Raw genomic sequence first — 14,425 nt, forward strand, 5'->3', positions numbered from 1 at the left:
GCCATAAGCTTTATGCTTCCTATTTTATTTTTTTGTCATCCTGAGCGACCCGAAGGATTGGAATTTGGAATTTGAAAATTCCGTGTTTTATGGTTTTGTATTCTTATATTCTCCTAAAACTTTAAAATACTCAGCCATTATTTCTGTTAATCTTTTTGCTTTAGCATAATCTTCGTAATCTTCAAAAGTTACATCTACAAAAAATGAATATTTCCAAGGTGTCTCAATTTTTGGTAACGATTGAATCTTTGTTAGATTCAGTTTGCAATCGCTCATTACGTTTAAAACTGCTGCCAGACTTCCTCTTTTGTGATTCAGTTCAAATTTAATCGACGCTCTATTGATCTCAGTTGTAGGCAAAAACGAATTCTCTTTCTTGATAATCACAAAACGGGTCATGTTGTTTTTGATTGTCTGAATTTCTGGTGCCAGAATTTCTAAATCATACATTACCGAAGCCGCTTTACTTGCAATTGCCGCAATCCCTTTTAATTGTTTCTCTTGGATTCTTCTTGCTGTTTCGGCAGTATCTTTATCCTCTACCAATTTAATATTTGGATATTTTTTTAGGAAATCCATACATTGTAACAATGCCATTGGGTGCGAATGAACCTCTGTAATATCTTCCATTTTTTGGCCTTTTAATGCCATTAAATTCTGAGATATATTTAAATAATGCTCGCCAATTATGTGCAAATTGTTCTTATCTATCAAGGCATAATTCGGAATAATTGGTCCCGCAATCGAATTTTCAATCGCCATTACAGCCTGATCAGATTTTCCCGAAAGTACGCTATCAATTAATTCTTCAAATGATAAACATTCGTCAATATCCACGTTTTCAGAGAAATACTCATTCACTACCTGATGATGAAATGAACCTTTAATACCTTGTATTGCAATTTTTGTTGTCATATACTCAAAAAAAAATCCTGATTTGCATCAGGATTGTATATTAGTTTTATTTGTCTTTTAAATTTTCTCAAATAACCATAGCACAATCCTCACTTCTACTAAAGAAGAAATAAAAAGAGTTGCTAAAATAAAAACGGTTGCTTGACATTTTGTTTGTGTTTTTCAATAAATTCTCTGCGAATGTATAAATTATTTTTACCGCACCAAAAAAAATAATGCATTTTATGAAACAAAAAAGGATTTCTTAACAAATAAGCTCAATTTTGTAAGATATTTAAATAAATCAGCCTTAAAATGCGATTTAACCAATTGCTAATTAGTGATTATAGATGTCTCCAAACTTCTCTTCCAAGAATATTATATGAAAAACGTTTTGTTTTCTTAAACCCAGAAAAGGTCGATTATCCCCATTTGCTCTAAAAACAATTAAATCTGTTACATCTGGTGAAACAAATTTAGGCAAATCTGGTTTTATTTGTGCTACAGGTATTTTTTCAGTTCCAAAGCCATGTTTTTGAGCCACATTTATCTGACTCCAAGATAAATTAGATAGTTTCTTTAACCTCTCCACAAAGTCCGCATAGAACTTATAATCTTTATTAGGCTCTGTCTGCAAATACTTGAAGCAAAAAATCGGATAGTTTAATTCGGTATTATTTTGAGTAGGAACTGTAATTTTACTTTCCTTAATATCTCTCTTTTTAATTTTACCCATCTACTCGATGATTTGAGTTTTAAAATACGCTCTCAACAAGTCATAAGAGATTTCTCCTTGAGGATTTTCATGAAAAATTTTCTTCCATGGTAACTCTGCATGTGTCATTTCCATCAACTTTATAGCAGAAAATTGTCCAAATTCGGTCATTACTTCCTTAAACAATTCATTTTCTTCCTCAGTCAATTCAATAATTTGTACATCTTCGTTTAGCGTTATGGCACCCGAACCAAAATCTTTAAAATGGTCAAACATATCCCTCACAACAGGACCATATTGCCAAGCTTCAAATTCTTCTTCAAATAATTTCTTATCATATACAGCAATAAAAAAACCTTGCATATAATACAGTATTTTTTGCAGTTTTAAGTTAGAAATAATCTCTCCTTGACTAGCGTCTGTGTGTGCAATAATTTTATGTGCAATTTCTAAAACCGGATAACTCATTACTATTGTTTTTTACAAATTTAATCAATTCTTTTCATCCATTTATGAAGCATTATTATTTCATAAATTTTACCTACAAAAGGATTTCCCATAAAAAAAACCATCTTAATGATGGCTTTCTTTATTAATTTACTACAGACAACTTCTGCACATTCACTATTGCATTGTGAAATTTTCATGACACTTAATTGCAAAGAAAATGAGATTTTATAACCTTAGTCTTTTAGACCAGTTTTTAGGAGAACGCGATGTATGAAATACTCCTATAACAACAATTTCATCTTTCTCAAATCGATAATGAATCCCATAAGGGAATCTTGAAATAAATCTGATTTTTACATTTTTATATTTCTTTTGAAAAGCATTCGGGTTTCTTGAGATTTCATCAAGTCCCACTTCCAGACAAAGCTCAAAATCATACGAAAGCCCTATTCTTTGTTCTTCATACCAAATAACAACATCTTCAACATCAAATAACGCTTCTTTAACAAACCTAATCCTACGCATTATCTAATCGATCTTAAATGAGCCTTAACCTCATTCCAAGTATATAACTCAGTTTTCCCCTCTTCTAAATTCTGAATACGAATATCTAATTCCCTCTTCACATCATCAGAAACTTCTAAATTCTCTTTAGAAACACTATCCCATAATTGTTCTGCCAAAACAATTTTTTCTGCATCACTATATTTAGATAAATTTTTAATTTCCATATTTTCAGTATTACTAATATTATCAATGTTACAAATTTAATCAAAATTACGATGCATTGGGTTTAAGAAAAACACGATTTTTTTTCGCCACGAATTCACAAATTAGCACAAATTCATTCTGACTTTGAATATCATTTTCTCAAACTAAAAGGAATGTTTTTACTCCATCTTGTCATTTCTCGTTCCTCGAAATGAAATATTGTGGACAGAAAATAAAACTTACGAGAACAATCCCCTAACAGGTTTATTATTTATTCCGATTTTAGAATAATCAAAATTCATTTTTTGCTGTAATAAGGAAGCATATACACTTCTAAAATCAATTTCATATTTTAAGTCCCCGTTATCCAAATTAGACAAATCTGGATTATTCCCTAAAATTGTTCCTTTATTATTTCCACCTATAATAAACATCGGCGCTGCTGTTCCGTGATCGGTTCCGTTTCCGTTGTCTTTTACTCTTCTTCCAAATTCCGAAAACACCACAACCGTAACATTTTGAAGTAATTGAGCCTGTTTTAAATCCTGATAAAAAGCATACAAAGCATCATTCAAATCGGATAACTTTTTCTCATGGATCGCAAGCTGATTATCATGCGTGTCAAATCCGCCAAGTGATGTATAATAAACTTTTGAATTTAAATTTCCTTTTATTAATCTACCAATCCATTCCAGATTTTTGGATAATTCTGTTTTAGGATAACTTATTTCAGTTTTAGATTTTGCCAATGCTTTCTGAATTTCATCAGATCCTTCAACAACTGAATTAGCTATTTTTCGAACAAAATCTAATTGTGGATTATTCGACAATGTTACATTCTCTTCCTTATCTGATTTTACCTTAAATCGGTTTGGATCTTTAACCGTGATTGAATTGGGCTCTACTCCTTTCAAAGCCAGATTGTCTATTGTGTCCAGATTAATCCCAGCCGTTGCCTGATGGTCTTTACATTGCAAATCCAAATATCTCCCCAACCATCCTTCATTTATATATTTATTAGAATCTGTTGCTGTTTGCCAAATTTCCTGACTACGAAAATGCGACCGAATCGGCTCTGGATAACCTACATTCTGAATTACAGTTAAATCTCCATTTTGCTGCATTTGAGCAAAATCTTTCAAAGAAGGATGAAACGCCATTCCTTTATTCTTCCCAACTACTACATCTTTACCCAAAGCAATTTTTGTTCTCAAATCATAATACAACGGATTATCGTACGGAATAAAAGTATTCAATCCGTCATTCCCTCCATTAAGCTGAACAAATACAACACATTGTTCCCCAATTACCAAACTATTTTGAGAACCATAAGCATGCAAAAAATCAGGAAGCAAAAGCATTCCACCAGTAAACGTCCCTGTTATCGATATAAAATTCCTTCTGTTCATAACTTTAAACTTCTAGATTAATTGATATTCTGGCAACTTTGTAATGTAATTAAACAGTCTGATTACTGCATAATTGGCATGAGAATCTTTCGGATCAAAATCATATTTAAGTAAATCCTCCATGTCTTTTTGTACCGATTCATCTACTTTAAATAATAACCTGTTAGACAATTCGGTGATAATTGTTTTATTACTCCCATTAGAATCAAAATCAATTTTGATATCAATTTTATCAAATTCCGCCTTCGGCTTCTCACTTTCACCATTCATTGTATTCAGTACTTTTTTCGTAATACTTCTTCCGCTACAAAGTAAATCTGAGGTAATATTTCGTTGCAAATAAACTTGAGAAGTCAGCCATGAATTTCCGCCATCCCAACCTTTTACATTCACCTGATTATATAAATCCATTCCTTGCTGTTTCAGAAAAAACATAACCATACCGTCATCGAGATCATCAATATGCAATTCTTCTAGGAGTTGTAAAATATATACTAACGGATCTTTTATTTTGGTTCCGGAAACATCTTTACCATATTCTTCGGTAAAAATTTTAGTTAGCAACGGTTCTATTTCAAACTTCACTTTCCTAAAATAATCGCCATAATAGGTCACTAATTCTTCTGACGGATTATCATAAATAAACCATTTCAGAATTTTTCGGGTAATTAAATACGGAATACTTTTCTGTTCAAAAATTATATCAACTAAATCATCTGCTTTCCAATTTCCCGTTTTTCCAAAATACGTCTTATCGGTATCATCTTCTGCAAAGCGCCTGTAAACCGCACCATCATCTCCATAATTTAATCCAGCCAAAGCTCTTGCTCCGTTTTTAACATCGTTTTCAGAATAGTTTCCAATTCCAATTGTAAACAATTCAAGTAATTCACGACTTAGATTTTCGTTATATTTTCCTTTTTTATTATCAACATTATCCAAGTATCTCACCATTGCATTCGATTTTATGATTTGCTTAGTGAGTTCTTTGAAGTTCCCGAAAGCATGCTCACGCAAAATCATATTGTGCTGGTAAATCCAGTAATTAACTTTTACTTTTTGAGAAGTAGATACGAAGTGATTGTGCCAGAAACAAACCATGTTTTCGCGTAACGGAAATTCATCGTTTCGCATTTTGGCAATCCACCATTTTTTTAATTCAACAGCCGAATAGATTTCTTTTTTAAGAGCCTTCTTTTTAACTTCTGAGTCAGCAGTTTTTATAGATTCGCGTAGCTCTTTAAGTTCTACAAGTGTTTTAGGATCATCGTCTAAAAAAGCAGGAAGTTGTTTGTCGAATTTTGAATCATAGGAATGCTTTAGAAATTTTTCTAATCCTAGTTTTTCAATCTTATCAGATTCTTTACCTGAAAAACCCAATCGTAACGACCAAACATTGCTTTTTTTCATAACGCAGGAATTATTTGAGAATAAGACTTTGTTTTTAATTAAAGGTTTAAAAGGTAAGTTCCGAGATTCTTAGTTGCTAAGCTTCTAAGATTAAAAACGCTATTTATAGATTCAATATTGCCCTTGAGGAAATTGAGTATTTACTCTATATTTATTGATACTCTCTACAAGTTTACCTTTCTTCTGGCATGGGAGTTATTTCGCAAAGTTTTTTCTCAATCTTGTCTTTCCTAACGATGAAGGACAAGATTGGCGAGCTACTCGTGGAGATCTCTCATTCTTCGAGATGACAAGTTTGGGCAAAAAAAAAGCAGCCACCATAATGATAACTGCTTTTATATTTCTAAAATTAAATTTCTAATAAAATCTTTTACATTCCGTAATAACCTTTTACTACTTCAGCAATCAAGCTTCCAGCTGCACCTATTCCAACATCCCAAGAACCATCAAGCGCTTTTCCTAACATTTTTTGTGTCCAAGTATTTACCTTTTGACCAAATGTTTTATTTTCAAAATTTGGCTCTTCAACATCTATTATTTCAATTAACTCAGCTACATCTTCTTCTTTAACGCCACCTTCTTGTAAACGCCTATAAAGTTCATCTTTACTTCCTTTTGCAATATTTATATTTGCCGAAATTTTAGCTTTTTCTCCAGTATTTAAAACATTTCCGTCTCCAGTATTATTTATAATTGTTTGATTCATAATTGTTGCAATTGCTTCTTTTTTAGTTTTTAATTCGTCTATCTCTGTAATATTTCCAAACTCTGAATCTATCTTAAGCATAAAATCTAACAAGCTATTTCTAACTGATGCTATAATTTCTTCAACTACACTACCTGCAACTCGCCTTTGACAGTTGATTAAATGTAAATAAGGATTTCCCATATTTCTCCAATTTTCAGCTATAAGCCCAGTAACTTCAGCAGGAAAAACATAGCCCATCATTGTTCTTCCATCTTCTTGATTAAGTTTTTCTAAACTTGATATACTATCAAAAAATTTCATATCTGTTAGTGTATCTTGAAATTTTTTATCAAGACCAAGTATTGGAACTGGTTGATTATTATACTTTTGATTTCCATTAATAAATGTCCCAACAATATTTCCTTTATATTTTCGATAAATTGGTAATTCATCTGAACTTTCATATCCTTTTAATTCATTGCTAACCCATTTTAATAAAGTTTCATTTTGAAGTCTACTCGCTAAAACTTTCGTTTTTAAAAGCGGAGAACTTATTGATTTCTCTATATCAATTAATTCATTTATTATATCGTTGACTAATTTCATATCTAATTTATTGTAAAAAAGCAGTTACCATAATGATAACTGCTTTCTATTAATTAAGAATAAATCTTTTCTCTATTTTCTATCTTTTAAAAAAGATTAAGAACCACACATTTCGCAATCGTCTGGATCTCCTGCTTGTGCTTTTAGCAACATTGCTTTGTAATCCTCAACGCTTATTGATTCTGTTTCTGGAACCAAAGCTGCTGCTGGTGCATCTTCTTCTTTTTTATCGTTGTTTAATGTAAATTTAATTGCATCTACAGCCGATTTGGTACGTAGGTAATACATTCCTGTTTTTAAACCTGATTGCCAAGCGTAAAAGTGCATTGACGTAAGTTTAGAATAATTCGCATCTTGCATAAACAAGTTTAATGATTGCGATTGATCTATAAAGTAACCTCTTTGGCGTGACATATCGATAATATCTTTCATCGACATTTCCCAAACAGTTTTATAAAGATCTTTTAAGTCTTGCGGGATAATATCAATGTTTTGAACTGATCCGTTATGACGCATGATTTCTTGCTTCAATGTTTCGTTCCACAATCCAAGTTTTACTAAATCTTCTAGCAAGTGTTTGTTTACAACGATGAATTCACCAGATAATACACGACGAGTGTAAATATTAGATGTGTAAGGCTCGAAAGCTTCATTGTTTCCTAAGATTTGTGAAGTCGAAGCTGTTGGCATCGGAGCAACCAATAATGAGTTACGAACTCCATGTTCCATTACTTCTTTACGTAACGAAGCCCAGTCCCAACGTCCTGATAATTCTTCGTCTTTCATTCCCCACATATTGTATTGGAATTCTCCTTGTGACATTGGAGATCCAGCAAATGTAGAATATGGTCCTTCTTCCTGAGCCATTTCCATAGATGCGGTTACAGCTGCAAAGTATAATGTTTCGAAAATCTCTTGGTTTAATTTCTTAGCCTCATCACTTGTAAACGGCATACGCAACAAGATAAAAGCATCTGCTAATCCTTGCACACCAAGTCCTACCGGACGGTGACGCATATTAGAATTCTCAGCTTCTTTTACTGGATAGTAGTTTCTGTCGATTACTTTGTTTAAGTTACGTGTTACACGTTTTGTAACGTTGTAAAGCGCTTCGTGATCAAATTTTCCGTTCTCGATAAACATTGGCAACGAAATAGAAGCCAGGTTACAAACTGCGATTTCATCTTTAGATGTGAACTCCATAATCTCAGTACACAAGTTTGATGAACGAATTGTTCCTAAGTTCTTGTGGTTAGATTTACGGTTTGCTGCATCTTTGTACAACATATACGGTGTTCCAGTCTCGATTTGTGATTCAAGGATTTTCTCCCATAATTCACGAGCACGGATTGTTTTTCTTCCTTTTCCTCTAAATTCATAGTCAAGGTACATTGTTTCGAATTCTTCTCCGTAAACATCATATAACCCAGGACATTCGTTAGGGCACATTAATGTCCAAGAAGCATCTTCTTGTACACGTCTCATGAATAAATCAGAAGTCCACATTGCGAAGAATAAATCTCTCGCACGCATTTCTTCTTTTCCTGTATTTTTCTTTAAATCCAAAAATTCAAAGATATCTGCATGCCAGGTTTCGATATAAATCGCAAAACTTCCTTTACGTTTTCCTCCACCTTGATCTACATAACGTGCTGTATCATTAAATACTCTCAACATAGGAACAATCCCGTTTGAAGTTCCGTTAGTTCCACGAATGTAAGAACCTGTAGCACGTACATTATGAATAGAAAGTCCGATTCCTCCAGCCGATTGAGAAATTTTAGCCGTTTGTTTCAACGTATCGTAAATTCCATCGATACTATCGTCTTGCATTGCAAGAAGGAAACAAGATGACATTTGAGGTTTTGGAGTTCCTGCATTAAATAATGTAGGCGTTGCATGAGTAAAGAATTTCTTCGACATTAAGTCGTATGTTTCCATTACCGATTTTAAATCATCAAGGTGAATACCTACAGACACACGCATTAACATATGTTGTGGTCTCTCGACAATCTTACCATTTATTTTAAGCAAATACGAACGCTCCAGGGTTTTAAAACCAAAGTAGTCGTAATTAAAATCTCTTGTGTATATGATATGCGAATCTAAAAACTCAGCATTTTCCTGAATTACTTTAAATACTTCATCCGAAAGAAGTGGTGCTTCTTGACCATTTCTTGGATTTACGTAGTTATACATATCCTTCATCGTTTCTGAGAACGATTTTTTAGTATTAGAGTGTAAGTTTGAAATTGCAATACGAGCAGCCAATTGAGCATAATCCGGATGTGCAATCGTCATTGAAGCCGCAGTTTCGGCAGCAAGATTATCTAGTTCCGAAGTCGAAACACCATCATACAATCCCTCGATAACGCGCATAGCTACCTTAACAGGATCTACAAGTTCATTTAACCCGTAACACAATTTTTTGATTCTTTCTGTAATCTTATCAAACATTACGGGCTCTTTGTGGCCATCTCTTTTTACTACATACATAAGCTTACCTTTATAATTATTATTGAAAAAATGAAAGCATAGAGGACAAGCCTCTATACTTAAACATTGCGTGTTTTTATATTAATTTGGAAATTAGTAGATTTCCAATAGTTACCCTCTCCCCAACCTGGTATACAGGCTGAAAATTAGTCAGTGATAGTGTCGAATCTACGATTTGGGGGAAATCAGATTCAACTTTTAAATTGTCTAGTTATAGAAACCTTCGTTTCTTAATTTTTGTTTTTTGAGCGTCGTGGTAATCGCTAAATGCTTTGTTGTCTAAAAATCTGCATCGAATGAAATTTTTTGAGCATCACTATCTGTGTTCATCACACCTGATTTTTGATACTCTGCAACACGTTTTTCAAAGAAATTGGTCTTTCCCTGAAGTGAAATCATATCCATAAAGTCAAACGGATTTGCTGAACCGTAAACACGGTCACATCCTAATTCAACAAGTAGTCTATCGGCAACAAATTCTAAATATTGTGTCATTAAGACAGCATTCATACCGATTAAACTTACTGGAAGAGATTCTGTAACAAACTCTCTTTCGATGTTTAAAGCATCAACGATAATTTCTTTAATTCTATCTTTAGGAACTTTGTTAATTAAATGGTGGTTGTGTAAATGCACTGCAAAATCGCAATGAACTCCTTCGTCGCGAGAAATTAACTCGTTTGAGAAAGTTAATCCTGGCATTAATCCACGTTTTTTCAACCAATAAATAGAACAAAAAGCTCCTGAAAAGAAGATTCCTTCTACAGCTGCAAAAGCAATTAAACGCTCTGCAAATGAATCTGATTCAATCCATTTTAAAGCCCATTTTGCTTTTTTGGCAATTGCTGGAAAAACATCTAATGCATTAAATAGATCATCTTTCTCTGCTTCGTCTTTTACGTAAGTATCAATTAATAATGAATAAGTTTCACTATGAATGTTTTCCATCATAATTTGGAATCCGTAAAAAAACTTTGCTTCTGCATATTGTACTTCGTTTACAAAATTCTCAGCAAGATTTTCGTTTACGATTCCATCAGATGCAGCAAAGAATGCCAATATATGTTTGATAAAGTATCTTTCGTCGTCAGACAACTTATTATTCCAATCATTTAAGTCTTGGTGCAAATCAATTTCTTCAGCAGTCCAAAAACTAGCTTCCATTTTTTTGTACCATTCCCAGATATCATGATGTTTGATAGGAAAAATTACGAAACGGTTCTTATTTTCTTGTAAAATTGGTTCGACTTGTGACATTATAGTTGTGTTTTATTTTAAATATTTTCAATAGATTTTCATCCATTTCTGTAGACTACAAAGATTGTCATTTGTTGGCTAAAATAAAAGTCAAACTTATTCACAATCGAGTCTAGTTTTTAACAAAGGGACAAAAACAGAATAATTTTCATACAATTGTTAACATTCTGAAAATTAGACAGTTAAATCTGTCCAAATTCACGTTAGCAAGCGTAAAATATAGGATTTTTGAAATAAAATGCAAGACTTTTTTATAATTTTTAAAAATCTTTTTTCAGATCATTTGCAATAATTTTTACTGCAATATCAGCATTGTTTCCTTGTAAAAAAAATGGGATGTTTTTAAGAGCGTTTCATGTCTTGTGCAACTTTATCAAGTTCCATATACCAATCTTCTCCAAACTTGCGAATTAACGCTTCTTTTACAAATTTATAGACTGGAACTTCAAGCTCCTGACCTAAAGAACAGGCAGCATCACAAATATCCCATTTGTCATAATTAACTGCTGCAAACTCGGTAAAATCTTTTACTCGGATTGGATATAGATGGCAAGAAACTGGTTTTTTCCAGGTTACGATTCCCTGATTATAGGCTTGCTCGATACCACAAAGCGCAGTTTTACCATCAAAGATTACATAGGCGCAATCTTTATTATCAATTAATGGTGTTTCCAGATCACCATCTGTACCTTTTACCCAAGTTCCTTGCGCTTCGATAGCTGCAATTCCTTCTTTGCGTAAAAACGGCTTAACTTTTGGGTATATTTCTTCTAATATCTTTGTTTCTTCTTCGCTTAGCGGAGCCCCAGCATCACCATCAACACAGCAAGCACCTTTACAAGCTGATAAATTGCAAACAAATTCTTTTTCAAGAATATCTTCCGAAACGATGGTTTTCCCTAATTGAAACATGATACTAAAATACTGAAATTTATAAAGTGCAAAGATAGGCAAAGAAAACAGATGAAATGAGATTAAATTTTTACTGCAGAATGTGTTGAAATTTAACCCCAAAGTTTTTTTTTCGTCAACAAAAACAACGAAAAATTAAATTTTAGAAGACATATCGAAACCTTTTCAAAACCCTGCCAGCCATTTTCGCTCCTGAGTTTACTAATAATCTTTGCGAATCCTTGAAGTAAAAACAAAATTTTGTTATAAAAATCATTATTTTACACAACAACACGTGTTTTTATAACAAAAATACACTATTGCTAATTTCTTATGAAAAAGCCCTAACTTTATTATCTAACTTTGCACATCTTTAAACACTAAATCAAAAAATTATGCTAGAAATTGATTTTAAGGAAATTATCACTGTCGGGATGGTGTTATTTGCAGTAATTGATATTGTGGGCTCTATCCCAATCATTGTTAATTTAAGATCAAAAGTCGGGCATATCGAATCTGAAAAAGCCTCAATAGTAGCTGGTCTTATCATGATTATTTTCCTTTTTATCGGAGAAGGATTTCTTAAAATAATTGGTATCGATGTTCACTCATTTGCTGTAGCAGGATCTTTTGTTTTATTCTTCTTAGCCTTAGAGATGATTCTTGGTATACATATATATCGTAACGAAGAAGCAAGCTCTGCATCAATTGTTCCATTAGCATTTCCGTTAATTGCCGGAGCAGGTACAATGACAACTTTATTATCCTTGCGTTCTCAATTTCATACTATAAATATAGTTATCGCAATTATACTGAATATTATCTTGGTATATATCGTTTTAAAATCTTCTTCTAAAATCGAAAAATTACTGGGTGAGAATGGACTTGGCGTAGTTCGTAAGACTTTTGGCGTAGTCCTTTTGGCCATTGCTGTTAAATTATTTGCAGCTAATGTTAAAGGTTTGTTTGTCTAAAATTAATTTTCATAAATTTACCCCCTCAGAAATACTTAAATACCAGAATATTCGTTTTAGGGATCCAAAAAACAACGTTTCAGTATTTATCTATTTCTCTTAATAGTTAGAAATAAATAATTGTCCTATGAAAATTTTTACTTCCATATTAGTGCTTTTAGCATTAGCTTTGATTATTTTCAATATTACTTTGCTTGACTTTCAGAATCCTTTACAAGGAGATAGCATGGTAGCTTTTATTGGAATCGCTGCTTCATTTTGCGCTGTACTAATTCTTTTAATTTTTAGAGTTTCTAAAAAAATAGAAGAAAAGATGAACGATCAACAATAATATGTTTGACGTTTTAATTATTGGCGGAGGGGTATCAAGCATGTCCTGTGCACTTGTTTTAGGATCTGCACAAAATAAACCTTTTGCTATTGACAAAAAAATTGGGGTTTTTACTCACCAAAAAAACTCTTCTCTTCAAGAAGCTCTTTTTAATAATGCTTATGGTATTGCTCTTGGAAAATTAGGTTCTGAATTATTATCTGAAAGTACCGAACATTTAAGCCAGGCGTATCCGCATATTGAGCAAATCCCAAATGAGAAAGTAATAAAAATAGAAGGTGAATATCCTGAATTTTTAATTACTACAAACAGAAGCTCTTACAAAACCAAAATGATAGTTGTAGGGATTGGTTCTGCAAATACTTTTGCTATCGAAGGCTTGATGCAATATATCGAACCTCATAAAAAAGCGCTTCCCGAAAAACAACGAATTCAGTTAAAAAACATCGACCATAAAGTTGCCGAAGGTATTTACGTAATTGGTACTCTGGCTGGCTGGAGAAGTCAACTTGCAATTGCGGCAGGAAGTGGAGCTGCCGTTGCAACGGATATCTTAACGGTATGGAATAACGGCATGCAAACTCATGTACACGACAGTACTCGATAACTTTTAAAACATCAATTTTTTTATTTTACCATTAAGAAAATTAAGCTTGGGTTTAAATAATTTAAGCTTTAATAGCAAAATCTAAAACATCAGTTTTTTATTTTAAACCATTAAGAGATTAAGAAAGTTAAGTTTTAGACACTTTACAGACTTAATCTCTTAAATAGTAAAAAAAAAGAAAAACCATTAGACTAAGCTTAATAAACTTAATGTCTTAATGGTTCAAAAATCTTAATGCTAAGTATTAACTTATTTTACAGAAACAATCTCTTTTACTTTTATATGTTTCTCGGTATCAGCTTTCCAGATTTCTCCTTTTAAAGAAACCTCATCTCCTTCTTTTAGTTTCTTATAGTTTTCAGGACCGCCTACATTTACAATGCTTATTGTAGCATAGTAAATTTCGTTTTTCTCCGTCTTTACTTTTGCAGTATAACCATCTTTACCAAACTCGATAGATTCTACTTTTCCTGAAATCGTATTTTTATCTTTCATACATGCACAAGAAATTACAAAAACCATTAAGACTAACAGAAAACTTATTCTTTTTAAATTTTTCATGTTTATTATTTAACTGTGAAGTTCGCTAAGTTAAACTCATTAATTCTATTTTAATTGTATGCAACTACCTGCAATAACTTTTAAATTGTCATCAAATTGTTTCCAAACTCTAATATATCTAAAAACACCATCTATAGGATCATTATCATATTTCCCTTTTAGCAAAATAGTAACTCCAACAACTGCTGAATCATCAATTACATTAATAATTTGATCTGAAGCTTCCAGAACATCTATTTTAATTTTACCAGAGCGATAGGTATCTAAATCGAATTCCTTAGTAATCGTTTGCCCATCTGGTAAGTTAAACAATAAATCATCATGTAGAATCTTTTCCAGAGCTAAAACATCTGCATTTTTAATAGCAGCTAAAAGCTCAATTTCGGCATTTACAATAGTCTTTACTTCCATTTTGATAAAATTTA

General features: G+C 32.4%; 16 protein-coding genes. 3 read left to right on the forward strand and 13 right to left on the reverse strand.

Going from position 1 to position 14,425, the window contains the following annotated elements:
- Positions 1 to 87: 87 nt before the first annotated feature.
- From ACJ6WR_RS08075 to ACJ6WR_RS08125, 11 genes are all read right to left on the reverse strand, one after another.
- Entirely contained in the window at positions 88 to 915 is an 828-nt protein-coding gene (locus tag ACJ6WR_RS08075; protein WP_039117862.1) for a prephenate dehydratase, read from the reverse strand.
- Between the two features lie 316 nt (positions 916 to 1,231).
- A complete protein-coding gene (locus ACJ6WR_RS08080; RefSeq protein WP_242667496.1) occupies positions 1,232 to 1,630 on the reverse strand; it encodes a hypothetical protein in 399 nt (132 codons plus the stop codon).
- Positions 1,631 to 2,077: a Panacea domain-containing protein gene (locus tag ACJ6WR_RS08085; protein ID WP_086895431.1), complete on the reverse strand. Its 447-nt coding sequence runs from the start codon at positions 2,075 to 2,077 to the stop codon at positions 1,631 to 1,633. It lies immediately after the preceding gene.
- A gap of 207 nt (positions 2,078 to 2,284) precedes the next feature.
- On the reverse strand, positions 2,285 to 2,584 hold the full coding sequence (locus ACJ6WR_RS08090; RefSeq protein WP_409417542.1) for a hypothetical protein: 300 nt from the start codon (positions 2,582 to 2,584) through the stop codon (positions 2,285 to 2,287).
- On the reverse strand, positions 2,584 to 2,790 hold the full coding sequence (locus ACJ6WR_RS08095; protein WP_039112900.1) for an addiction module protein: 207 nt from the start codon (positions 2,788 to 2,790) through the stop codon (positions 2,584 to 2,586). The genes ACJ6WR_RS08090 and ACJ6WR_RS08095 overlap by 1 nt, the downstream gene beginning before the upstream one ends.
- A gap of 219 nt (positions 2,791 to 3,009) precedes the next feature.
- Positions 3,010 to 4,179, reverse strand: coding sequence for a DUF1501 domain-containing protein (locus ACJ6WR_RS08100; protein WP_409417543.1), 1,170 nt, complete (start codon positions 4,177 to 4,179; stop codon positions 3,010 to 3,012).
- Between the two features lie 12 nt (positions 4,180 to 4,191).
- Entirely contained in the window at positions 4,192 to 5,589 is a 1,398-nt protein-coding gene (locus ACJ6WR_RS08105; RefSeq protein ID WP_409417544.1) for a DUF1800 domain-containing protein, read from the reverse strand.
- 370 nt (positions 5,590 to 5,959) lie between these two features.
- Positions 5,960 to 6,883, reverse strand: a complete 924-nt coding sequence (locus ACJ6WR_RS08110) for a hypothetical protein (RefSeq protein WP_409417545.1) — start codon at positions 6,881 to 6,883, stop codon at positions 5,960 to 5,962.
- 96 nt (positions 6,884 to 6,979) lie between these two features.
- Positions 6,980 to 9,379 carry a ribonucleoside-diphosphate reductase subunit alpha gene (locus ACJ6WR_RS08115; RefSeq protein WP_039115926.1) on the reverse strand — a complete coding sequence of 800 codons (2,400 nt, stop codon included), beginning with the start codon at positions 9,377 to 9,379 and terminating at the stop codon, positions 6,980 to 6,982.
- Between the two features lie 279 nt (positions 9,380 to 9,658).
- Positions 9,659 to 10,636 carry a ribonucleotide-diphosphate reductase subunit beta gene (locus ACJ6WR_RS08120; RefSeq protein ID WP_039115924.1) on the reverse strand — a complete coding sequence of 326 codons (978 nt, stop codon included), beginning with the start codon at positions 10,634 to 10,636 and terminating at the stop codon, positions 9,659 to 9,661.
- A 342-nt stretch (positions 10,637 to 10,978) separates the two neighbouring features.
- Positions 10,979 to 11,548: a DUF3109 family protein gene (locus ACJ6WR_RS08125; RefSeq protein WP_039115922.1), complete on the reverse strand. Its 570-nt coding sequence runs from the start codon at positions 11,546 to 11,548 to the stop codon at positions 10,979 to 10,981.
- A gap of 374 nt (positions 11,549 to 11,922) precedes the next feature.
- On the opposite strand from ACJ6WR_RS08125, the gene ACJ6WR_RS08130 reads away from it, so the two are divergent.
- The 3 genes from ACJ6WR_RS08130 to ACJ6WR_RS08140 all read left to right on the forward strand — a co-directional run bounded on the left by ACJ6WR_RS08130 (position 11,923) and on the right by ACJ6WR_RS08140 (position 13,439).
- Positions 11,923 to 12,501 (forward strand): MarC family protein, encoded by a 579-nt coding sequence (locus ACJ6WR_RS08130; RefSeq protein ID WP_039115921.1) that lies wholly within the window; start codon positions 11,923 to 11,925, stop codon positions 12,499 to 12,501.
- Positions 12,502 to 12,628: 127 nt separating this feature from the next.
- Positions 12,629 to 12,832 (forward strand): hypothetical protein, encoded by a 204-nt coding sequence (locus ACJ6WR_RS08135; protein ID WP_039115920.1) that lies wholly within the window; start codon positions 12,629 to 12,631, stop codon positions 12,830 to 12,832.
- A gap of 1 nt (position 12,833) precedes the next feature.
- Positions 12,834 to 13,439 (forward strand): FAD-dependent oxidoreductase, encoded by a 606-nt coding sequence (locus tag ACJ6WR_RS08140; protein ID WP_409417546.1) that lies wholly within the window; start codon positions 12,834 to 12,836, stop codon positions 13,437 to 13,439.
- Between the two features lie 249 nt (positions 13,440 to 13,688).
- Here ACJ6WR_RS08140 and ACJ6WR_RS08145 read toward each other — a convergent pair whose 3' ends face one another.
- Together ACJ6WR_RS08145 and ACJ6WR_RS08150 are read right to left on the reverse strand one after the other, a co-directional pair.
- Positions 13,689 to 14,000: a hypothetical protein gene (locus ACJ6WR_RS08145; protein ID WP_039115918.1), complete on the reverse strand. Its 312-nt coding sequence runs from the start codon at positions 13,998 to 14,000 to the stop codon at positions 13,689 to 13,691.
- A gap of 45 nt (positions 14,001 to 14,045) precedes the next feature.
- Complete coding sequence (locus ACJ6WR_RS08150) at positions 14,046 to 14,411, reverse strand: nuclear transport factor 2 family protein (RefSeq protein ID WP_039115917.1); 366 nt, start codon at positions 14,409 to 14,411, stop codon at positions 14,046 to 14,048.
- Positions 14,412 to 14,425 lie beyond the last annotated feature (14 nt).

It is taken from the genome of Flavobacterium sp. PS2 (genome assembly GCF_046250155.1).
In the GTDB taxonomy this organism is placed as follows: domain Bacteria; phylum Bacteroidota; class Bacteroidia; order Flavobacteriales; family Flavobacteriaceae; genus Flavobacterium.